This is a genomic window from Mycobacterium angelicum (genome assembly GCF_002086155.1).
In the GTDB taxonomy this organism is placed as follows: Bacteria; Actinomycetota; Actinomycetes; order Mycobacteriales; family Mycobacteriaceae; genus Mycobacterium; species Mycobacterium angelicum.
The window spans coordinates 24,368-45,118 of the sequence record NZ_MVHE01000010.1 but is presented as its reverse complement, the minus strand read 5'-3'; the positions used below and the strand labels follow the sequence as shown (position 1 = coordinate 45,118).

General features: G+C 65.9%; 22 protein-coding genes and 1 pseudogene. 18 read left to right on the top strand and 5 right to left on the bottom strand.

The window, feature by feature from the left end; genetic code table 11:
- The first annotated feature begins 43 nt into the window (after positions 1–43).
- From BST12_RS09465 to BST12_RS09450, 4 genes are read left to right on the top strand one after another with little or no spacing between them, the layout of a single operon-like run.
- Positions 44–1,672: an acyl-CoA dehydrogenase family protein gene (locus BST12_RS09465; protein WP_083112857.1), complete on the top strand. Its 1,629-nt coding sequence runs from the start codon at positions 44–46 to the stop codon at positions 1,670–1,672.
- Positions 1,669–2,607: a crotonase/enoyl-CoA hydratase family protein gene (locus BST12_RS09460; RefSeq protein WP_083112856.1), complete on the top strand. Its 939-nt coding sequence runs from the start codon at positions 1,669–1,671 to the stop codon at positions 2,605–2,607. Before BST12_RS09465 ends, BST12_RS09460 begins: the two co-directional genes overlap by 4 nt.
- Before the next feature lie 13 nt (positions 2,608–2,620).
- A complete protein-coding gene (locus BST12_RS09455; protein ID WP_083112855.1) occupies positions 2,621–3,358 on the top strand; it encodes a PaaX family transcriptional regulator C-terminal domain-containing protein in 738 nt (245 codons plus the stop codon).
- Complete coding sequence (locus BST12_RS09450) at positions 3,355–4,122, top strand: crotonase/enoyl-CoA hydratase family protein (RefSeq protein WP_083112854.1); 768 nt, start codon at positions 3,355–3,357, stop codon at positions 4,120–4,122. Before BST12_RS09455 ends, BST12_RS09450 begins: the two co-directional genes overlap by 4 nt.
- Before the next feature lie 4 nt (positions 4,123–4,126).
- Here the strand turns inward: BST12_RS09450 and BST12_RS09445 are convergent, their stop codons facing one another.
- A complete protein-coding gene (locus tag BST12_RS09445; protein ID WP_083112853.1) occupies positions 4,127–4,621 on the bottom strand; it encodes a DUF3060 domain-containing protein in 495 nt (164 codons plus the stop codon).
- Between the two features lie 26 nt (positions 4,622–4,647).
- Positions 4,648–5,025, bottom strand: coding sequence for a DUF3060 domain-containing protein (locus BST12_RS09440; RefSeq protein WP_083112852.1), 378 nt, complete (start codon positions 5,023–5,025; stop codon positions 4,648–4,650).
- Between the two features lie 222 nt (positions 5,026–5,247).
- Here BST12_RS09440 and BST12_RS09435 point away from each other — a divergent pair, with 222 nt between their 5' ends.
- The 8 genes from BST12_RS09435 (at position 5,248) to BST12_RS09400 (ending at position 13,515) form a co-directional block, all read left to right on the top strand.
- Positions 5,248–5,829: a TetR/AcrR family transcriptional regulator gene (locus BST12_RS09435; RefSeq protein WP_139801580.1), complete on the top strand. Its 582-nt coding sequence runs from the start codon at positions 5,248–5,250 to the stop codon at positions 5,827–5,829.
- Positions 5,830–6,054: 225 nt separating this feature from the next.
- A complete protein-coding gene (gene rpsL / locus BST12_RS09430; protein WP_003879423.1) occupies positions 6,055–6,429 on the top strand; it encodes a 30S ribosomal protein S12 in 375 nt (124 codons plus the stop codon).
- Complete coding sequence (gene rpsG / locus BST12_RS09425; protein WP_036352615.1) at positions 6,429–6,899, top strand: 30S ribosomal protein S7; 471 nt, start codon at positions 6,429–6,431, stop codon at positions 6,897–6,899. Before rpsL ends, rpsG begins: the two co-directional genes overlap by 1 nt.
- A gap of 75 nt (positions 6,900–6,974) precedes the next feature.
- Positions 6,975–9,080 carry an elongation factor G gene (gene fusA, locus BST12_RS09420; RefSeq protein WP_083112850.1) on the top strand — a complete coding sequence of 702 codons (2,106 nt, stop codon included), beginning with the start codon at positions 6,975–6,977 and terminating at the stop codon, positions 9,078–9,080.
- Between the two features lie 101 nt (positions 9,081–9,181).
- Positions 9,182–10,372, top strand: a complete 1,191-nt coding sequence (gene tuf / locus BST12_RS09415; protein WP_083112849.1) for an elongation factor Tu — start codon at positions 9,182–9,184, stop codon at positions 10,370–10,372.
- A 134-nt stretch (positions 10,373–10,506) separates the two neighbouring features.
- A complete protein-coding gene (locus BST12_RS09410) occupies positions 10,507–11,310 on the top strand; it encodes an SHOCT domain-containing protein (RefSeq protein ID WP_083112848.1) in 804 nt (267 codons plus the stop codon).
- Positions 11,311–11,495: 185 nt separating this feature from the next.
- Complete coding sequence (locus BST12_RS09405; RefSeq protein WP_083112847.1) at positions 11,496–12,311, top strand: mycofactocin-coupled SDR family oxidoreductase; 816 nt, start codon at positions 11,496–11,498, stop codon at positions 12,309–12,311.
- A 25-nt stretch (positions 12,312–12,336) separates the two neighbouring features.
- A complete protein-coding gene (locus tag BST12_RS09400; RefSeq protein ID WP_083112846.1) occupies positions 12,337–13,515 on the top strand; it encodes an NAD(P)/FAD-dependent oxidoreductase in 1,179 nt (392 codons plus the stop codon).
- On the opposite strand, the pseudogene BST12_RS09395 reads toward BST12_RS09400, so the two are convergent.
- From BST12_RS09395 to mftR, 3 genes and pseudogenes are all read right to left on the bottom strand, one after another.
- Positions 13,512–14,039 (bottom strand): annotated as a pseudogene (locus tag BST12_RS09395) (VOC family protein); the annotation flags it as partial. The gene BST12_RS09400 and the pseudogene BST12_RS09395 overlap by 4 nt on opposite strands.
- Positions 14,015–15,061, bottom strand: a complete 1,047-nt coding sequence (locus BST12_RS09390; protein ID WP_083112844.1) for a DUF2332 domain-containing protein — start codon at positions 15,059–15,061, stop codon at positions 14,015–14,017. The gene BST12_RS09390 and the pseudogene BST12_RS09395, both read right to left, overlap by 25 nt.
- Positions 15,058–15,654: a mycofactocin system transcriptional regulator gene (mftR, locus tag BST12_RS09385; protein WP_083112843.1), complete on the bottom strand. Its 597-nt coding sequence runs from the start codon at positions 15,652–15,654 to the stop codon at positions 15,058–15,060. The genes BST12_RS09390 and mftR overlap by 4 nt, the downstream gene beginning before the upstream one ends.
- A gap of 102 nt (positions 15,655–15,756) precedes the next feature.
- Between mftR and mftA the strand changes: the two genes are divergently transcribed.
- The 6 genes from mftA to mftF all read left to right on the top strand — a co-directional run bounded on the left by mftA (position 15,757) and on the right by mftF (position 20,743).
- Positions 15,757–15,846 (top strand): mycofactocin precursor MftA, encoded by a 90-nt coding sequence (gene mftA, locus BST12_RS09380; RefSeq protein WP_083112842.1) that lies wholly within the window; start codon positions 15,757–15,759, stop codon positions 15,844–15,846.
- Positions 15,824–16,129: a mycofactocin biosynthesis chaperone MftB gene (gene mftB / locus BST12_RS09375; protein ID WP_083112841.1), complete on the top strand. Its 306-nt coding sequence runs from the start codon at positions 15,824–15,826 to the stop codon at positions 16,127–16,129. The genes mftA and mftB overlap by 23 nt, the downstream gene beginning before the upstream one ends.
- Positions 16,126–17,283, top strand: coding sequence for a mycofactocin radical SAM maturase (gene mftC / locus BST12_RS09370; RefSeq protein ID WP_083112840.1), 1,158 nt, complete (start codon positions 16,126–16,128; stop codon positions 17,281–17,283). Before mftB ends, mftC begins: the two co-directional genes overlap by 4 nt.
- A 2-nt stretch (positions 17,284–17,285) precedes the next feature.
- The gene (gene mftD / locus BST12_RS09365) at positions 17,286–18,458 is read left to right on the top strand and encodes a pre-mycofactocin synthase MftD (protein ID WP_083112839.1); all 1,173 of its coding nucleotides are present in this window, start codon (positions 17,286–17,288) and stop codon (positions 18,456–18,458) included.
- 147 nt (positions 18,459–18,605) lie between these two features.
- On the top strand, positions 18,606–19,334 hold the full coding sequence (mftE, locus tag BST12_RS09360) for a mycofactocin biosynthesis peptidyl-dipeptidase MftE (RefSeq protein WP_083112838.1): 729 nt from the start codon (positions 18,606–18,608) through the stop codon (positions 19,332–19,334).
- Positions 19,331–20,743, top strand: a complete 1,413-nt coding sequence (gene mftF / locus BST12_RS09355) for a mycofactocin biosynthesis glycosyltransferase MftF (protein ID WP_083112837.1) — start codon at positions 19,331–19,333, stop codon at positions 20,741–20,743. The genes mftE and mftF overlap by 4 nt, the downstream gene beginning before the upstream one ends.
- The last annotated feature ends 8 nt before the right edge of the window (positions 20,744–20,751 follow it).

The window sequence follows — 20,751 nt, the reverse complement described above, 5'->3', positions numbered from 1 at the left end:
TACAGCCCTTGTGCAGTTGTAGAAAAAATGTAACATTGGTGGCATGCCGGATACCCATGTCGTGACCAACCAGGTGCCTCCGTTAGAGGACCACAATCCTGCATCATCGGCGGTGCTCATCGAGGCGCTGATCCGCGAAGGCGGGCAGTGGGGCCTGGACGAGGTGAACGCGCTCGGGGCGATCTCGGGCAGCCGGGAGGCGCAACGCTGGGGCGAGCTGGCCGACCGCAATCGGCCCATTCTGCATACCCACGACCGCACCGGCCATCGCGTGGACGAGGTCGAATACGACCCGGCGTACCACGAGCTGATGCGCACCGCGATCGAGCACGGCCTGCACGCCGCGCCGTGGGCCGACGAGCGGCCGGGGGCTCACGTGGTGCGGGCTGCCAAGACATCGGTATGGACTGTCGAACCCGGCCACATCTGCCCGATCTCGATGACATATGCCGTCGTCCCCGCATTGCGTTACAACCCCGAACTTGCAACCGTCTATGAGCCGTTGCTGACCAGCCGCGTCTACGACCCCGAGCTGAAACTGGCCGCGACGAAACCCGGTATCACGGCAGGCATGTCGATGACCGAGAAGCAGGGCGGTTCCGATGTGCGCGCCGGAACCACGGAGGCGACCCCTAACGCAGCCGGCACGTACAGCCTGACCGGTCACAAGTGGTTCACCTCGGCGCCCATGTGCGACATCTTCCTGGTGCTCGCGCAGGCTCCAAAAGGGTTGTCCTGCTTCATGCTGCCCCGCATACTGCCCGACGGCACTCGCAACCGGATGTTCCTGCAGCGGCTAAAAGACAAGCTCGGCAATCACGCCAACGCTTCCAGTGAGGTCGAGTACGACGGCGCCACCGCCTGGCTCGTCGGCGAGGAAGGCCGCGGCGTCCCCACCATCATCGAGATGGTGAACCTCACCAGGCTGGACTGCACGCTGGGCAGCGCCACCAGCATGCGCACCGGCCTGACCCGCGCCGTCTATCACGCTCAGCACCGAAAGGCGTTCGGCGCCTACCTCATTGACCAACCGCTGATGCGCAATGTGCTGGCCGACCTGGCTGTGGAGGCCGAGGCCGCCACGATTGTGGCGATGCGGATGGCCGGTGCCACCGACAAGGCGGTGCGCGGCGATCAGACCGAGGGGCTGTTGCGCCGCATCGGTCTGGCCGCCAGTAAGTACTGGGTGTGCAAGCGTTCGACGCCACACGCGGCCGAAGCGCTGGAGTGCCTGGGCGGCAACGGGTATGTCGAAGACTCCGGTATGCCGCGGCTCTACCGTGAGGCGCCGCTGATGGGTATCTGGGAGGGTTCGGGCAACGTCAGCGCGCTGGACACGTTGCGCGCCATGGCAACTCGGCCCGAATGCGTCGAGGTGCTGTTCGACGAGCTCGCGCACAGCGCCGGTCAAGACGCCCGCCTGGACAGCCACGTCGAAAATTTGCGGGCCCAGCTGACCGATCTGGACACTATCGCCTACCGCGCCCGCAAGATCGCCGAGGACATCTGCCTGGCGTTGCAGGGGTCCTTGCTGGTGCGGCACGGGCATCCCGCGGTCGCCGAGGCGTTCCTGGCCACCCGCATCGGCGGGCAGTGGGGCGGGGCATTCGGCACCATGCCCGCTGGGCTGGATCTGGCGCCAATCCTCGAGCGTGCTCTAGTTAAGGGATGACGCACTCGATCAGGCCGGTCGATTTCGACAACCTGAAGACGATGACTTACGAGGTAGCCGATCGGGTTGCCCGGATCACCTTCAATCGGCCGGAGAAAGGCAACGCGATCGTCGCCGACACTCCACTGGAGCTGTCGGCGTTGGTGGAGCGGGCCGACCTTGATCCCGAGGTCCACGTCATCCTGGTGTCCGGTCGCGGCGAAGGTTTCTGCGCCGGCTTCGACCTTTCCGCCTATGCCGAGCAGTCGTCGTCGGCCGGCGGCGACGGCGGTTACCGGGGGACGGTGCTGGACGGCAAGACCCAGGCCGTCAACCACCTGCCCAATCAGCCGTGGGACCCGATGATCGACTACCAGATGATGAGCCGCTTCGTGCGCGGCTTCTCCAGCCTGATGCATTGCGACAAGCCGACGGTGGTCAAGATCCACGGCTACTGCGTGGCCGGCGGTACCGATATCGCGCTGCACGCCGATCAGGTGATCGCCGCCGCCGACGCGAAGATCGGCTACCCGCCGACGCGGGTTTGGGGCGTACCGGCCGCGGGACTGTGGGCGCACCGGCTCGGCGATCAGCGCGCCAAACGCCTACTGCTGACCGGGGACTGCATTACCGGCGCTCAAGCCGCCGAATGGGGGCTCGCGGTTGAGGCGCCGGATCCCAAAGACCTCGACGAGCGCACCGAACGCCTGGTCCAACGGATCGCCGCGATGCCGGTCAACCAGCTGATAATGATCAAGCTCACGCTCAATTCCGCTCTGCTGCAACAGGGTGTGGCCACCAGCAGAATGGTCAGCACGGTGTTCGACGGCGTTGCTCGGCACACCCCCGAGGGGCACGCGTTCGTCGCCGACGCGGTCGAGCACGGCTTCCGCGATGCGGTCAAGCATCGCGACGAGCCGTTCGGCGACTACGGCCGGCGGGCTTCGCAGGTTTGAGCCGAGTCTAACCATGCCGAGCATGACAGCCCGCTCAGTCGTTCTCAGCGTGCTGCTCGGTGCCCATCCCGCGTGGGCCAGTGCCAGCGAATTGATTCGCCTGACAGCCGATTTCGGCATCAAGGAGACGACGCTTCGGGTCGCGCTGACCCGCATGGTCAGCGCGGGCGACCTGGTCCGGTCCGCCGACGGCTACCGGCTTTCGGATCGGTTGCTGGCCCGTCAGCGCCGACAGGACGACGCCATGCGCCCGCGGACCCGGGCCTGGAGCGGACACTGGCACCTACTCGTCGTCACCAGCGTCGGCACGGACGCCCGCACCCGCGCGGCATTGCGAACCACCATGCACCACAAGCGTTTCGGTGAGCTCCGCGAAGGGGTGTGGATGCGGCCGGACAACCTCGACCTCGAATTGGGCGCCGACGTCGAAGCCCGGGTGCGGCTCCTCAATGCGCGCGATGACGACCCCGCGCAGCTGGCCGCGCAGCTGTGGGATCTGCCCGGATGGGCAAGCGCCGGATACCGCTTGCTCGACGAAATGGCGCAAGCTACGGGGGTTCCCGAGCGATTCGTGGTGGCGGCGGCCATCGTGCGGCACCTGCTCACCGATCCCGTGCTACCCGACGAATTGCTGCCCGCCGACTGGCCCGGCGCGCGGCTGCGGGTGGCCTACCACGACTTCGCCACCGAACTGGCGGAGCGCCGCGACTTGGCGCAACAAGACGGGACCCAACTCCTGGAGGTGACATGAGTGACCTGGTGCGTGTGGAGCGCAATGGCCCGGTGACCACGGTGGTCATCAACCGGCCGGCGGCACGCAACGCGGTCAACGGCCCAACGGCCGCCGCGTTGTATACGGCCTTCGAGCAATTCGACCGCGATGACGCCGCTGCGGTCGCCGTGCTGTGCGGAGCAGGCGAAACTTTTTGCGCCGGAGCCGATTTGAAGGCGATGGGCACACCGGAGTCCAATGCCGTGCACCGCACCGGACCGGGTCCGATGGGCCCGTCGCGAATGGTGCTGTCCAAACCGGTGATCGCCGCCGTCAGCGGTTATGCCGTCGCCGGCGGTTTGGAATTGGCGTTGTGGTGCGATCTGCGGGTGGCCGAGGAGGACGCGGTGTTCGGTGTCTTCTGTCGCCGGTGGGGGGTACCGCTCATCGACGGGGGCACGGTGCGGCTACCTCGGCTGATCGGACACAGCCGGGCGATGGACATGATCCTCACCGGCCGCGCGGTCAAGGCTGACGAGGCGCTGCAAATGGGCTTGGCCAATCGGGTCGTTCCCAAAGGCCAGGCCCGGCAAGCGGCCGAGGAGATGGCAGCGGAACTGGCAGGGCTACCGCAGCAGTGCCTGCGATCGGATCGGCTATCGGCGTTGCATCAGTGGGGTCTGCCCGAATCCGCTGCGATTGACCTCGAGTTCGCCAGCATCTTCCGGGTCGCCGGCGAGGCCCTGGAAGGTGCCGGACGGTTCGCCGCCGGGGCCGGCCGGCACGGCGCCCCGACGAGTTAGCGGCTCAGCCGCCCTTCTTGATCTCGTTGCCCGAACCGAGGTTGTCGATGGTGGGGTCGCCGTTCTTGTAGGTGATGGTGTTGTTGAGCCCCACCACGCTCAGGCGCTGGTCGATCTTGTCGAAGGTGATCTTGTTGTTCGCTCCGCCGATGGTCACCGATTGGCAGGTGCCGTTGACCGTCAGGGTGTTATCCGAACCGGCCACATTCAGTGACTTGCCATCGGCGCAGTCAAGTGTCGCCGTCGTTCCCAGCGAGCCATAGGTCAGCATGTTGCCGATCTCGATGGAAGCGGTTGTGGTTATCCCACCCGAGGATGTGGGCGCCGCGGTTCCGCTGCTCGACGTCGTAGTCGAGGGCTTGGTGGAGGTGGTGCTCGAGCCTCCGGGCGGGCTGGCGGTCGAGCTGCACGCGGCCACTCCGACGGCTGTCAGGGCGGCGGCCAGGCCGGCGACGAGCCCGGCCGGGCGGGCTGTAGTGGCGGACAGGCAGAAGCGCATGTTTCCTCGATTCAGGTTCGGGTGGCTCACGGGCCTACTCGTTGGATCCGGTTGGTCATGCCTAGTTCGCGGCCTCGATCCCAGATGGCCGGATCGCCGTTTTTGAAGAACACCGTTCCGTCCCAGCCGTAGACGGTGATGTCGTTGATGACGGTGTCGGCGATGACGGTGTTCGACGAGCCCATCATCGTCACCGCCCAGCAGGTGCCCTTGGCGGTGATGATGTTGGCCGTGCCGTTGACGATCAGGGTGGACTCGTTGCAGTCCAGCGTCTGCTCGAGGCCCTGCCCGGTGATGTGCGTGTCGCCGTTTTTGGCGTAAGCGGCCTGCGGCGGGGCTGCGAGTGTGCCAGCGATGGTGATCGCACAGGTAGCCAGCGTTCTGGCAACGGTTGTCCACCTCACTGCGGGTCCCCTTTGTTGGCAGGTGATCTGCTCACTCGAACCAGGTTCGAACCAGGTTCGAACCAGGTTTGAGATTACGTGCATTCACCTGAGCGGCGACAGACCCAAGTTCAACTAGAGTCATTAGTTGATCCCGCAACCGAAGGGCGAATCGCCATGCCAGCTCAGCCGGAACCAACGTCGGCGGGCAGCCGCCCGCGCAGCGGGAAAACGGCGAAGTCGATGGCCCGCCCGGGCAAATTGAGCCGCGAGGGCATCATCGAAGGGGCCCTGACCTTCCTGGATCGCGAGGGCTGGGACTCGCTGACCATCAATGCGCTGGCCACCCAGCTCGGGACCAAAGGGCCGTCGCTGTACAACCACGTGGACAGCCTGGAGGACCTGCGCCGCGCGGTGCGAATCCGGGTTATCGACGACATCATCACGATGCTGAACCGGGTCGGCGAGGGGCGCGCCCGCGACGACGCGGTGTTGGTCATGGCCGGCGCCTACCGCAGCTATGCCCACCACCACCCGGGCCGGTATTCGGCGTTCACCCGGATGCCACTGGGCGGCGACGACCCCGAATACACGGAAGCGACCCGGGGCGCGGCCGGCCCGGTGATCGCGGTGCTGCTGTCCTATGGACTCGACGGCGAGGAGGCGTTCTACGCGGCCCTCGAATTCTGGTCGGCGTTGCATGGCTTCGTGCTGCTGGAAATGACCGGAGTCATGGACGACATCGATACCGACGCGGTGTTCACCGACATGGTGCTGCGACTGGCCGCGGGCATGGAGTTACGCACCACAAACGGCAAAACGTAACCGCTTTGACCTGCCAGACCGCCGACAGGTATTGTGGTACCTCGTGCCTGGCGGCTTGGGGCGCCTGAAGTAAGGGCGTAAATGCCGGGCCAATTCGCATGTCCACGATGCAACTGATCAGGTCGCGGGGTGCATGCATGCGACACGCCCGGCCGTGGGGTGACCCGGCTGAGCAAAACCGCAGTACAAGAAGACTTCACAGGGAACAAAAGAGAAAGCCGGTAGATGCCAACCATTCAGCAGCTGGTCCGCAAGGGTCGTCGGGACAAGATCGGCAAGGTCAAGACCGCGGCTCTCAAGGGCAGCCCGCAGCGCCGTGGCGTATGCACCCGCGTGTACACCACCACCCCGAAGAAGCCGAACTCGGCGCTTCGGAAGGTCGCTCGTGTGAAGCTGACGAGTCAGGTTGAGGTCACGGCCTACATCCCCGGTGAGGGCCACAACCTGCAGGAGCACTCGATGGTGCTGGTGCGTGGTGGCCGGGTGAAGGACCTGCCCGGTGTGCGCTACAAGATCATCCGCGGTTCGCTCGACACCCAGGGTGTGAAGAACCGCAAGCAGGCTCGCAGCCGTTACGGGGCCAAGAAGGAGAAGAGCTGATGCCGCGCAAGGGGCCCGCACCCAAGCGTCCGCTGGTCAACGACCCCGTCTACGGGTCCCAGCTGGTCACCCAATTGGTGAACAAGGTGCTGCTGAAGGGGAAGAAATCGCTGGCTGAGCGCATTGTTTATGGAGCGCTCGAACAGGCCCGCGACAAGACCGGTACCGATCCCGTCATCACCCTCAAGCGCGCTCTCGACAACGTCAAGCCCGCACTTGAGGTGCGCAGCCGCCGCGTCGGTGGTGCCACCTACCAGGTGCCCGTCGAGGTGCGGCCGGACCGGTCGACCACGCTGGCATTGCGCTGGCTGGTCAGCTTCTCACGGCAGCGCCGGGAGAAGACGATGGTCGAGCGTCTGGCAAACGAGATCCTGGATGCCAGCAATGGCCTGGGCGCCTCCGTCAAGCGGCGTGAGGACACCCACAAGATGGCCGAGGCCAACCGCGCCTTCGCGCACTATCGCTGGTGACAAGCCTGCCGGTGATTCCGGCGGGGCGCGTGCGATAGCGAACTAACTGAGCAACGAAAGAGTGGGAAGACTTCTGTGGCACAGAAGGACGTGCTGACCGACCTGACGAAGGTCCGCAACATCGGCATCATGGCGCACATCGACGCCGGTAAAACCACGACGACCGAGCGCATCCTCTACTACACCGGCATCAGCTACAAGATCGGTGAGGTGCACGACGGCGCCGCCACTATGGACTGGATGGAGCAGGAGCAGGAACGCGGCATCACCATCACCTCCGCGGCCACCACCTGCTTCTGGAATGACAACCAGATCAACATCATCGACACGCCGGGGCACGTCGACTTCACCGTCGAGGTGGAGCGCAGCCTGCGTGTGCTCGATGGCGCCGTCGCCGTCTTCGACGGCAAGGAAGGTGTCGAGCCGCAGTCCGAGCAGGTCTGGCGGCAGGCCGACAAGTACGACGTTCCGCGCATCTGCTTCGTCAACAAGATGGACAAGATCGGCGCCGACTTTTACTTCTCGGTGCGCACGATGGAGGAGCGGCTCGGCGCGAACGTCATTCCGATCCAGCTGCCCGTCGGCTCCGAGGGCGACTTCGAAGGCGTCGTCGACCTGGTCGAGATGAAGGCCAAGGTATGGCGCGGCGAGACGAAGCTGGGCGAGACCTACGACACCATCGACATTCCCGAAGAGCTGGCCGAGAAGGCCGACGAGTACCGCACCAAGCTGCTTGAGGCGGTCGCCGAAACCGACGAAGCACTGCTGGAAAAGTACTTCGGCGGCGAGGAACTCACCGTCGCGGAGATCAAGGGCGCGCTGCGCAAGTTGACCATCAGTTCCGAGGCCTACCTCGTGCTGTGTGGCAGTGCGTTCAAGAACAAGGGCGTGCAGCCCATGCTCGACGCCGTGATCGACTACCTGCCGTCGCCTCTCGATGTGCCGCCTGCCGTGGGACACGCTCCGGGCAAGGAAGAGGAAGAGGTCACCCGCAACCCGTCGACCGACGAGCCGTTCTCCGCGCTGGCGTTCAAGGTCGCCACGCACCCGTTCTTCGGCAAGCTCACCTACGTCCGGGTTTACTCGGGCAAGGTCGACTCCGGCAGCCAGGTCATCAACGCCACCAAGGGCAAGAAGGAACGTCTGGGCAAGCTCTTCCAGATGCACTCCAACAAGGAAAACCCCGTGGAGACGGCAAGCGCGGGCCACATCTATGCGGTTATCGGACTCAAGGACACCACCACTGGTGACACCCTGAGCGACCCGAACCAGCAGATCGTGCTCGAGTCGATGACCTTCCCGGACCCGGTCATCGAGGTGGCCATCGAGCCGAAGACCAAGAGCGACCAGGAAAAGCTGAGTCTGTCGATCCAGAAGCTCGCCGAAGAGGACCCGACCTTCAAGGTGCACCTGGACCAGGAGACCGGCCAGACCGTGATCGGCGGCATGGGCGAGCTGCACCTGGACATCCTGGTGGACCGCATGCGCCGCGAATTCAAGGTCGAGGCCAACGTCGGCAAGCCGCAGGTCGCGTACAAGGAGACCATCAGGCGGCTCGTGGAAAAGGTCGAGTACACCCACAAGAAGCAGACCGGCGGCTCTGGCCAGTTCGCGAAGGTGCTGATCAACATCGAGCCGTTCCACGGCGAGGACGGCGCCACTTACGAGTTCGAGAGCAAGGTCACCGGTGGGCGCATCCCGCGCGAGTACATCCCGTCGGTGGACGCCGGCGCGCAGGACGCCATGCAGTACGGCGTGCTGGCCGGCTACCCTCTGGTGAACCTGAAGGTCACCCTGCTCGATGGTGCCTTCCACGAGGTCGACTCGTCGGAGATGGCGTTCAAGATCGCCGGTTCCATGGTGCTGAAAAAGGCTGCGCAGCAAGCGCAACCGGTGATCCTGGAACCGATCATGGCCGTCGAGGTCACCACGCCCGAGGACTACATGGGCGATGTGATCGGCGACCTGAACTCTCGCCGTGGCCAGATCCAGGCCATGGAGGAGCGGGCGGGTGCGCGCGTCGTCAAGGCGCACGTGCCGCTGTCGGAGATGTTCGGCTACGTCGGGGACCTGAGGTCCAAGACTCAGGGCCGGGCGAACTACTCCATGGTGTTCGACAACTACGCCGAAGTACCGGCGAACGTGTCGAAGGAAATCATCGCGAAGGCGACCGGGGAATAGACGGAAAAGCCTACGAGTAAGCTGGCCCGGTTAGCACCGCGGCAAAACCGAAAACATCAACACTGCTTTTTTAAGCACCAACAGTCCAGGAGGACACAGAAGTGGCGAAGGCGAAGTTCCAGCGGACCAAGCCCCACGTCAACATCGGGACCATCGGTCACGTTGACCACGGCAAGACCACCCTGACCGCGGCTATCACCAAGGTCCTGCACGACAAGTTTCCGGACCTGAACGAGTCCAAGGCGTTCGACCAGATCGACAACGCTCCCGAGGAGCGTCAGCGCGGTATCACGATCAACATCGCGCACGTCGAGTACCAGACCGACAAGCGGCACTACGCCCACGTCGACGCCCCCGGTCACGCCGACTACATCAAGAACATGATCACCGGTGCCGCCCAAATGGACGGCGCGATCCTGGTCGTGGCCGCCACCGACGGCCCCATGCCGCAGACCCGTGAGCACGTGCTGCTCGCGCGTCAGGTCGGTGTGCCCTACATCCTGGTCGCGCTGAACAAGGCCGACGCCGTGGACGACGAGGAGCTGCTCGAGCTCGTCGAGATGGAGGTCCGCGAACTGCTGGCCGCCCAGGAGTTCGACGAGGACGCCCCGGTGGTCCGGGTATCGGCGCTCAAGGCGCTCGAGGGCGACGCGACCTGGGTCAAGTCGGTTGAGGACCTGATGGACGCGGTCGACGAGTCGATTCCGGACCCGGTCCGCGAGACTGAGAAGCCGTTCCTGATGCCCGTCGAGGACGTCTTCACCATCACCGGCCGTGGCACCGTGGTGACCGGTCGTGTGGAGCGCGGCGTGGTCAACGTGAACGAGGAAGTCGAGATCGTCGGCATCCGTCCGACCACCACCAAGACCACCGTCACCGGTGTGGAGATGTTCCGCAAGCTGCTCGACCAGGGACAGGCCGGTGACAACGTCGGTCTGCTGCTGCGTGGTGTCAAGCGTGAGGACGTCGAGCGCGGCCAGGTCGTCATCAAGCCCGGCACCACCACGCCGCACACCGAGTTCGAGGGTCAGGTCTACATCCTGAGCAAGGACGAGGGCGGCCGGCACACGCCGTTCTTCAACAACTACCGTCCGCAGTTCTACTTCCGCACCACCGACGTGACCGGTGTGGTGACGCTGCCGGAGGGCACCGAAATGGTGATGCCCGGCGACAACACCAACATTTCGGTGAAGCTGATCCAGCCCGTCGCCATGGACGAAGGTCTGCGGTTCGCGATCCGCGAGGGTGGCCGCACCGTCGGCGCCGGCCGGGTCGTCAAGATCATCAAGTAGTTCTCTGCAGCACAAAACCCGGACTGCCGAAATCGGCAGTCCGGGTTTTGCGTTTGTTGTGATCGGTAATCGCCAGTGGCGGGCGCTAATCTGACACGAGCAATCCAGCCCCAGCAAAGTTAAGGAGCAGGCCCGTGTTGGCGCGCTATATCAAGATGCAGTTGCTTGTGCTGTTGTGCGGTGGCCTGGTGGGCCCGATCTTCTTGATCGTCTACTTCACCCTCGGGATGGGCAGCCTGATGGCGTGGATGTTCTATGCCGGCCTCATCGTCACCGTGGCTGACGTGCTCGTCGCGCTCGCGCTGACCAACTGGGGGGCCAAGACCGCCGCCAAGACGGCCGAACTCGAGCAGAGTGGGGTGCTGGCACTCGCGCAGATCACCGGGCTCACCGAAACCGGCACGCGGATCAACGAGCAACCCGTGGTCAAGGTCCACCTGCACATCTCGGGCCCCGGAATCATGCCGTTCGACAGCGAAGACCGGGTTATCGCCAGCGTGACCCGGCTGGGCAACCTGACCGCGCGCAAACTCGTCGTGCTGGTCAATCCCACGACGCAGCAATATCTGATCGACTGGGAGCGAAGCGCTTTGGTCAACGGTCTGGTGCCCGCCCAGTTCACCCTTGCCGAAGACAACCGGACCTACGACCTGAGCGGCCAGGCCGGCCCGTTGATGGAAATCCTGCAGATCCTCAAGGCCAACGGCATCCCGCTCAACCGCATGGTCGACATCCGGTCGAACCCGGCGTTGCGGCAGCAGGTCCAGGCCGTGGTTCGCCGCGCCGCTGAACAGCAGGCTGGGCCAGGCGCTCAGCCCGCCGCCTCGCAGGCGTCGATCTCCGACCGGCTGCAGGAGCTGGAGTCGTTGCGAGCCAGCGGCGCGGTCAACGACCAGGAATACGCCAGCCGGCGCGCCCAGATCATCGCCGAAATCTGACCCGCCCCCGGCCCTCCGGCTCTCCGGCCCTTGCGGCCCCGCGGCCCCCCGGCCGCGACGAGCGTAACGCCACTGCGAGAAATCGCCCCGAATTTCGCGGTGGCGATACGCTGGCGGGCTCCGGCCGCACCGCCCTGCCCGAGGCCAACTAGAACACGTTTCAGTTTCGCTGCTAGCCTAGGCCGATGGCATCACTGCAAGGACGGGTCGCATTCATCACCGGCGCCGCCCGTGCCCAGGGCCGCTCGCACGCGGTGCGGCTGGCCCGCGAAGGGGCCGACATCATCGCGTCGGATATCTGCGCGCCGGCGTCCGACACCATCACCTACGCGGCGGCGACCCCCGAGGACCTCAGCGAGACCGTGCGCGCGGTGGAAGCCGAGGGCCGCAAGGTGCTCGCTCGCGAAGTCGACATTCGCGACGACGCCGCACTGCGGCAACTGGTGGCTGACGGCGTCGAGCAGTTCGGGCGGCTCGACATCGTCGTTGCCAACGCCGGAGTGCTGGGCTGGGGCCGGCTCTGGGAACTCACCGACGAGCAATGGGACACCGTCATCGACGTCAACCTGACCGGCACCTGGCGCACCCTGCGTGCCACCGTGCCCGCGATGATCGACGCCGGCAACGGCGGCTCCATCGTGATCGTCAGCTCGTCGGCGGGCCTGAAGGCCACCCCGGGTAACGGCCACTACTCGGCCAGCAAGCACGGACTCACGGCACTGACGAACACCCTGGCGATCGAGGTCGGCGAATACGGAATCCGGGTCAATTCCATCCATCCCTACTCGGTGGAGACCCCGATGATCGAGCCCGAGGCGATGATGCAGATCTTTGCCAAGCATCCCCGCTTCGTGCACAGCTTCCCGCCAATGCCGTTGCAGTACAAGGGCTTTATGACGGCTGACGAGGTATCGGATGTCGTCGTGTGGCTCGCTGGTGACGGGTCGGGCACACTGTCCGGACAGCAGATCCACGTGGACAAGGGCGCGTTGAAGTACTGATTGTCGACCGTGCTATGAACTCCACGTGAGCAAAGACGGAATCGTGATCGTCGGTGGCGGCCTGGCCGCGGCCAGAACCGCCGAGCAACTGCGCCGGGCGGGCTATGAAGGCCTGCTCACGATTGTCAGCGACGAGGTGCATCTGCCCTACGACCGGCCGCCACTATCCAAAGAGGTGCTGCGCAGCGAGGTCGACGATACGGCCCTCAAACCGCGTGAATGGTACGACGAGAAAAACATCACGCTGCGCCTCGGCGCGGCAGCCACCGGGATCGACACCGCGGCCCAGACCGTGACGCTGGCCGACGGGACGGTGCTGGGATACGACGAGCTTGTGATCGCGACCGGTTTGGTGCCACGCCGCATTCCCAGCTTCGCGGACCTCGACGGCATCCGGGTGCTGAGGTCGTTCGACGAATGCATGGCGCTGCGCACCCATGCTTCGTCTGCCAAGCACGCGGTGGTCGTCGGCGCCGGCTTCATCGGCTGCGAAGTCGCGGCCAGTCTGCGCGGGCTTGGTGTGCAGGTGGTGCTGGTCGAGCCGCAGCCCCAGCCGTTGGCGTCGGTGCTGGGCGAGCAGATCGGCGCGCTGGTTACGCGGCTGCATCGCGAGGAGGGCGTCGATGTGCGCACCGGCCTCGGGGTGGCCGAGGTCAAGGGCCAGGGGCATGTCGACACCGTGGTGCTGACGGACGGTGCGGAGCTGCCCGCCGACCTGGTGGTGGTAGGCATCGGGTCCAAGCCGGCGACCGATTGGCTCGACGGCAGCGGCATCGCGGTCGATAACGGTGTGATCTGCGACGAAGCCGGACGCACCAGCGCGCCCAATGTATGGGCGCTCGGCGACGTCGCCTCGTGGCGCGATGCCACCGGACATCAAGCGCGCGTGGAACATTGGAGCAATGTCGCCGACCAGGCCAGGGTCGTGGTGCCGGCCATGCTGGGCAGCGACGTGCCGTCCAACGCCGTCGTGCCGTACTTCTGGAGCGACCAATACGACGTCAAGATCCAATGCCTCGGCGAGCCGGAGGCCACCGACATCGTGCACTTGGTCGAAGACGACGGCCGCAAGTTCCTGGCCTACTACGAGCGCGACGGTGTGCTGGTCGGCGTGGTCGGCGGCGGGTTGCCCGGCAAGGTCATGAAGGTGCGCGGCAAGATCGCCGCCGGCGCACCGATCTCGGAAATGCTGGAGTCGACTTAGAACTCGCCCAGATAAAACCGCGCGCCCTGATTGTCGGCGCACTCGGCGCTCACTCCATACGGCTGACGGGCCGGTTCTTGCAACACCGTGCCGCCTGTTTCGCGCACCCGCGCAACCGCGACATCGATATCGGCGACCGTCCACATCGGCACGGTGACCGAACCGGCGTTTCGCGGGCCCCGCTGCAATGCAGTGTCGGTGTCGGCCACCTGCAGCATCAGGCTGACCGAAACAGCTTGCGGTGCAGGAGCTTTCAATCCCAGTTCGGGATACTCGTCGGCCAGGTACAGTACCCCGCCGGCCAGCTCGAGCTCGGCGTGGCCAATTCGCCCGTCCTCCATCACTATCGGGTCCCCAACCACGACCGCGCCGAAAGCGTCGGCATACCATGCGATGGCCGCCCGGGCGTCGCCGACACACAGGTAGGGCAGTGCGGCCGGGCGCGGGATTGTGTCGGTTGCTTCGGTCACGAGAATTCCTTCCGGGAGAGGACGAGAAACTACTGCCAGCGCACCGGCGGCCCGTGCGGATGGCACTCACCCAAGACCTGGACCCGGCCACCCGGCCAGCAGGCGGCGCGCACCAGGAACCTGATCGGGGTGCCAGGCCCATTGCGCGCGGGCTCGAGGGTCAGGTGCGCGAACGGCGAGCGAGCATCGGCTCGTTCGAGCAAACCATTGACCGCGTCGCGGATCGCGGCCCGCTCACCGACGGACAGGTATTGCCACGTGATCGAATGCCACAGCACCGTGAGCGCGCCCTCGGCCAGCTTCAGTTCCCCGACCGCTTCGGCCGCCGACCGCTGCTCGAGGCGAGCCGGAACATCGCGGGCCACCGCGATGGCACCGCGCAACCGGTTCAGCCGGGCAGCCTGGTCCGGCCAGACGTAGCTCAGCACGCTCAGCTCGCCGTCGGCGCCGGTGACGTCGATCGGCGCGATGTCATACCCGTGCCGTTCGACGATCTGCACCACGCCGGGCGGCGGCGCGGCACCGTGCCACGCGTCGTCGATCGCCACCGGGGAATCCGGCGGTCCCCACTTGCCCCCGGTGTAGCGATAGTGGTAGCGATCTGCGCGCAGGTTCAGTCCGGCGCTGGATCCGATCTCGAAAAGCCTTATAGGAAACGCGAATTCGCGATTGACACGCAACAAACCGCCGATCAGCGCCGCGGACCGGCCCACCTCGTTGGTCTGTGGGGGCTGTTCGAGTGCGCCGCGCAGGGAGTCGGCGTGGGTGGTAGCGGTGGCAAGGATTTCGGGCCAGGCGGCTTCGGCGTCCCAACGGCCGCCGGTGCTGGGATACCAACGGCGCAGGGCCGGCGCCCGGCCGTCGAGCACCAGCCGGTGCAGCCCGCCGAGCAGCCGCAGCGGCATCGCTTGGCGGGCCGGAGCATCCTGCTGACCGGACAGAATCCTCCCGAACACGCCGCCCGCTTCGATGTCGCGGGCCACCAACTCGAACAGCTCGCCATACATCGGCGAACCGGAGGAGGCGCAGAACCGCCCCTGCGCGCGCAGGGTGTGCAGCAGGTGCTCGGCGTTCATGCTTCGAGCCGGTCCAGTCCGGAGCTGACGACGTCGAATGCGTCGCCCAGTGCCTGTTCCAAGGTCACGCCTTCGTCGCTCAGCCAGTGTTCGTAAGCGCTCAGAGCGACCCCGAGCAACGTCCACCCGACCGTCTGTGGAATCAGGCCGGTGGTCTTGGCGCCGGTTCTGCGCGCCACGAACTCGGCGATCACCTCCCGCCAGCCGGCATACATGGTCATCGAATATGCCTGCAGCTCAGGGGTTTGCAGGATGACCCGCATGCGCTGGCGGTGCCGGATGGTCTCGCACGCATCGAAGGTGTTGAACGCCAGCAGTGCGTCGCGCAGCGCATCGCTCAGCGCAACCTGGGGGTCGACCTGGTCCAGCAACTCCCGCAGGTGGGTCAGGTGGGTGTCGAAGTCACCCCACGGGATGGCGTTCTTGGAGGCGTAGTAGCGGAACAAGGTGCGCCGGGCGATGCCGGCGGCCTGGGCGACGTCGTCGGCGCTGACCTCGTCGAACCCCCGGGCGGCGAACAAGTCGATGGCGACGTTGCTGATGTGGTGCGGTGTGGTCGAGCGCCGCCGGCCCACCCGCGACTCCTGCAGCATCGGACCCGCCCTTCCATTTCGGCACTGGATGCCATATCCTGACGACGATTGTGACCGGAACCACCCTTCATTGTCGAGACCCCGTCACGAAAGGCAATCCACATGGACCGCGAGAACGAGACCGACACCGAACTCGTCACCGAAACCCTGGTCGAAGAAGTCTCCATCGATGGCATGTGCGGGGTCTACTGAGCGGGACGGCGTGTTCGACGCTGATCGCGGCTGGCGGTTGCATGCCCAGGTGGCGGTTCGGCCCGAGCCGTTCGGGGCGTTGCTGTATCACTTCGGAACCCGCAAGCTGTCGTTCTTGAAGAACCGCACCATTCTCACAGTGGTGCAGTCGTTGGACGATCACCCCGACGTCCGGTCCGCATGCCGGGCCGCCGGGGTGAACGACTGCGATCAGGACCCCTATCTGCACGCCCTGGGTGTGCTGGCCGATTCCAAGATGCTGGTGCCCAAGGAGGCTTCGTGACGGTACCCCGGCTGATCGAGCAGTTCGAACGCGGTTTGGACGCCCCCATCTGCCTGACCTGGGAACTGACCTACGCCTGCAACCTGGCGTGTGTGCATTGCCTGTCGTCCTCGGGCAAGCGCGATCCGCGTGAGCTGTCCACCCGGCAGTGCAAGGACATCATCGACGAGCTGGAACGCATGCAGGTGTTCTACGTGAACATCGGTGGCGGCGAACCGACTGTGCGTCCGGACTTTTGGGAGCTGGTGGACTATGCCACGCAGCACCGCGTCGGGGTGAAGTTCTCGACCAACGGTGTGCGGATCACTCCCGAGGTGGCCGCGCGGTTGGCCGCCAGTGATTACGTCGACGTTCAGATCTCCCTCGACGGCGCCACCGCGGAGGTCAACGACGCGGTTCGCGGACCCGGGTCGTTCGCCATGGCGGTGCGGGCGCTGGAAAACCTCGCTGATGCCGGATTCCGTGATGCCAAGATCTCGGTGGTGGTCACCCGCCACAACGTCGACCAGCTGGACGAATTCGCCGCGCTGGCAAGCCGTTACGGTGCCACCCTGCGGATCACCCGGTTGCGTCCGTCCGGGCGGGGTGCCGATGTCTGGGATGAGTTACACCCCACCGCGGCCCAGCAGGTCCAGCTGTACGACTGGCTGGTCGCCAAGGGGGAGCGGGTGCTGACCGGTGACTCCTTCTTCCATCTGGCGCCGCTGGGTCCGTCCGGCGCGCTGGCCGGCCTGAACATGTGTGGCGCCGGGCGGGTGGTCTGCTTGATCGACCCGGTGGGCGATGTGTACGCGTGCCCATTCGCCATTCATGACCGCTTCCTGGCCGGAAACGTATTGTCCGACGGCGGATTTGACCAACTATGGAAAAACGCCCCGCTGTTCCGCGAACTCCGCGAACCCCAGTCCGCGGGTGCGTGCGGCAGCTGCGGGCACTACGACAGCTGCCGGGGTGGCTGCATGGCCGCCAAGTTCTTTACCGGCCTGCCCCTCGACGGCCCGGACCCCGAATGCGTACAAGGCCACGGCGCGCCGGCGTTGACGAAGGAACGGCAAACCCCCCGGCCTCGCGTCGACCACTCCCGCGGACGGCCAGTATCGCTGACCCTGTCGATGAGACCGCCGGCGCGGCTGTGCAACGAAAGTCCGGTGTAGTTGTGGCCGAAGAATGGTTCGAAACGGTCGCCATAGCGCAGCAACGCGCAAAGCGCCGGCTGCCGAAATCGGTGTATTCCTCTTTGATTTCAGCAAGCGAAAAGGGAATCACGGTCGCCGACAATGTCGCAGCTTTCAGCGAACTCGGCTTCGCGCCTCACGTCGTCGGCGCGACGGAAAAGCGTGACTTGTCGACCACCGTTATGGGACAAGATATTTCATTGCCGGTACTCATTTCACCGACCGGCGTCCAAGCCGTCGATCCAGATGGCGAAGTCGCCGTCGCGCGGGCCGCGGCCGCCCGCGGCACGGCGATGGGGTTGTCCTCGTTCGCCAGCAAGCCGATCGAGGAGGTGATCGCCGCCAATCCCAAGCTCTTCTTTCAGGTCTACTGGCTGGGCGGCCGCGATGCGATCGCGCAGCGGGTCGAACGGGCGCGCCAAGCCGGTGCCGTCGGTCTGATCGTCACCACCGACTGGTCCTTTTCGCACGGGCGGGACTGGGGCAGTCCCAAGATCCCCGAAGAGATGAACCTGCGGACCATGCTGCGGATGTCTCCGGAAGCGATCACCAAGCCGCGCTGGCTGTGGAAGTTCGGCAAGACGCTGCGCCCGCCGGACCTGCGGGTGCCCAACCAGGGCGGGCGTGGCGAACCGGGCCCGCCCTTCTTCGCCGCCTATGGCGAGTGGATGGGCACGCCCCCGCCCACCTGGGAAGACATCGCGTGGCTGTGCGAACTGTGGGGCGGACCGCTCATGCTCAAGGGCGTGATGCGGGTTGACGATGCCAAAAGAGCTGTGGACGCAGGTGTTTCGGCGATATCGGTGTCCAACCACGGCGGCAACAATCTGGATGGCACACCGGCCTCGATTCGCGCGCTGCCCGCGGTGGCGGCAGCCGTCGGCAACCAGATCGAGGTTCTGCTCGACGGCGGCATCCGGCGGGGGAGCGACGTGGTCAAAGCCGTCGCGCTGGGAGCGCGGGCGGTGATGATCGGCCGGGCTTACCTGTGGGGTCTGGCCGCGGCCGGCCAGGCCGGCGTCGAGAACGTGCTCGACATTCTGCGCGGCGGTATCGACTCGGCACTCATGGGCCTCGGCCACGCCTCGATTCATGACCTGGCGCCCAGCGACATTCTGATTCCGGACGGTTTCGCCCGCGAGTTGGGCGCCTAATACCACAGAGTCGCTCGCGCTGGAATGACGTTTTTGAAAACACTGATACGGGCGTGGCACCCGTGGCGGACGAGCAGAGTTTTTGCCCGCGATTCAACAGCGTGGAAAAAAAATTCGGTAGATAGGGCAACAATCGGTGCACACCAGGTGAATTCGTCCTACCATCGGCGAGTGCCCGTACTCGGCGAACTGGGGAGTGCGACGTCGAGGCAACTAGAAATTTTCACCTCGCCGTCAATAATGATTCCGCTGGGGTCCACCGAACAGCATGGCCCCCACCTCCCGCTCGATACCGATACCCGGATCGCGACCGCAGTCGCCCGGGCCGTCTCCGCGCGCCTCGACTGGCCGGTGGCACCCGCCATCGCCTACGGCGCCAGCGGCGAGCACCAAAGTTTCGCCGGAACGATCTCGATCGGCACCGAAGCCCTGACGACGCTACTGGTGGAGTACGGCCGGTCGGCCACCTGCTGGGCCGAGCGCCTAGCGTTCGTCAACGGTCACGGCGGCAACATCGCCGCCCTGAGCCGCGCGGTCGCCCTGCTGCGGTCCGAGGGCCGCGATGCCGGATGGTGCCCCTGCACGTCGGCGGGCGCGGACGCCCACGCCGGACATACCGAAACATCACTGCTGCTGCACCTTTCGCCGGCGTACGTGCACGCCGACCGATCGCTGCCGGGTAACGGCGCGCCGCTGTCGGATTTGCTGCCGTCGATGCGCCGCGGGGGAGTCGCGGCCGTCAGCCCGATCGGAGTCCTGGGCGACCCGACCACCGCGACCGCCGCCGAGGGCGAACGGATATTTGCGGAGATGGTCGACGATTGTGTGCGTCGAGTCGCCCGGTGGGCGCCCGGCGCCGACGGGATCCTGAGATGACGGTGACCCGGCTTCCGGACGGGTTCGCAGTGCAGGTCGACCGTCGCGTGCGAGTGCTTGGCGACGGGTCGGCGCTGCTCGGTGGCTCACCGACGCGGCTGCTTCGGTTGGCCCCGGCCGCCCAGGGCATGATCTGCGACGGCCGCCTCAAAGTCCGCGATGAAGTCAGCGCCGCGCTGGCGCGCACCCTGCTGGATGCGACGGTTGCCCATCCACGGCCGGCCAGTGGTCCGTCCCATCGGGACGTGACCGTCGTTATACCGGTCCGCGACAACGCATCTGGGCTACGCCGATTGGTGACGTCGCTACGCGGACTCCGCGTCATCGTGGTCGACGACGGATCGGCGTGCCCGGTGGAGCTGGACGACTTCACCGGTGCGCACTGTGACATCGAGGTGCTGCACCACCCCCGCAGTAAGGGGCCGGCCGCTGCGCGCAACACCGGGCTCGCGGCCTGCACCACCGACTTCGTGGCGTTCCTGGATTCCGACGTGGCGCCGCGGCGCGGTTGGCTGGAGGCGCTGCTGGGCCACTTCTGCGATCCCACCGTCGCGCTCGTCGCACCCCGCATCGTCGGCCTGTCACAAGGCGAGAATGTGGTAGCTCGCTATGAGGCGGTGCACTCGTCGCTCGACCTCGGCCAGCGGGAAGCGCCGGTGCTGCCACACAGCACGGTGTCCTACGTCCCCAGCGCGGCCATCATTTGCCGCAGCTCGGCCATTCGCGGGGTCGGCGGCTTCGACGAAACGCTGCATTCCGGTGAAGACGTCGATTTGTGCTGGCGGCTCATTGAGGCAGGGGCACGATTGCGCTACGAGCCGATCGCGCTGGTCGCTCACGACCACCGCACCGAATTGCGCGACTGGCTGGCCCGCAAGGCGTTTTACGGCGGTTCGGCGGCCCCGCTGTCGGTGCGCCACCCGGACAAGACGGCGCCGGTGGTGATTTCCGGCTGGGCCTTGATGGCGTGGATACTCATGTCCCTCGGTACCGGTCTGGCGCGGGTGGCATCGGTGGTCATCGCGGTATTGACTGGTCGCCGGATCGCCAGGGCCATGCGCAGTACCGAGACGTCGTTGTGCGACGTTCTCGTCGTCGCGACCCGGGGGTTGTGGGCGGCGGCGCTGCAACTGGCATCGGCGCTGTGCCGGCACTATTGGCCGCTGGCACTGCTCGCGGCGATTCTGTCCCGCCATTGCAGACGGGTCGTGTTGATCGCGGCTGTCGTGGACGGGGTGGTGGACTGGCTGCGCCGCCGGGATGCCAGCGACGGCGACACCGAACCGATCGGGGTGCTGACCTTCCTGTTGCTCAAGCGCGTCGACGACCTGGCCTATGGCATCGGCCTGTGGTACGGGGTGCTGCGCGAACGCAATGTCGGTGCGCTCAAACCGCAGATCCGGACGTAACCGCCGCC

Coding starts and splice junctions, on each gene's coding strand:
- rpsG (WP_036352615.1), top strand. CDS start 6,429: ATGCCGCGCAAGGGGCCCGCACCCAAGCGTCCGCTGGTCAACGACCCC.
- BST12_RS09435 (WP_139801580.1), top strand. CDS start 5,248: ATGGCCCGCCCGGGCAAATTGAGCCGCGAGGGCATCATCGAAGGGGCC.
- mftF (WP_083112837.1), top strand. CDS start 19,331: ATGACGGTGACCCGGCTTCCGGACGGGTTCGCAGTGCAGGTCGACCGT.
- mftR (WP_083112843.1), bottom strand. CDS start 15,654: ATGCTGCAGGAGTCGCGGGTGGGCCGGCGGCGCTCGACCACACCGCAC.
- BST12_RS09405 (WP_083112847.1), top strand. CDS start 11,496: ATGGCATCACTGCAAGGACGGGTCGCATTCATCACCGGCGCCGCCCGT.
- mftB (WP_083112841.1), top strand. CDS start 15,824: ATGGCATGTGCGGGGTCTACTGAGCGGGACGGCGTGTTCGACGCTGAT.
- mftA (WP_083112842.1), top strand. CDS start 15,757: ATGGACCGCGAGAACGAGACCGACACCGAACTCGTCACCGAAACCCTG.
- BST12_RS09460 (WP_083112856.1), top strand. CDS start 1,669: ATGACGCACTCGATCAGGCCGGTCGATTTCGACAACCTGAAGACGATG.
- BST12_RS09455 (WP_083112855.1), top strand. CDS start 2,621: ATGCCGAGCATGACAGCCCGCTCAGTCGTTCTCAGCGTGCTGCTCGGT.
- BST12_RS09465 (WP_083112857.1), top strand. CDS start 44: ATGCCGGATACCCATGTCGTGACCAACCAGGTGCCTCCGTTAGAGGAC.
- BST12_RS09445 (WP_083112853.1), bottom strand. CDS start 4,621: ATGCGCTTCTGCCTGTCCGCCACTACAGCCCGCCCGGCCGGGCTCGTC.
- BST12_RS09450 (WP_083112854.1), top strand. CDS start 3,355: ATGAGTGACCTGGTGCGTGTGGAGCGCAATGGCCCGGTGACCACGGTG.
- rpsL (WP_003879423.1), top strand. CDS start 6,055: ATGCCAACCATTCAGCAGCTGGTCCGCAAGGGTCGTCGGGACAAGATC.
- BST12_RS09390 (WP_083112844.1), bottom strand. CDS start 15,061: ATGAACGCCGAGCACCTGCTGCACACCCTGCGCGCGCAGGGGCGGTTC.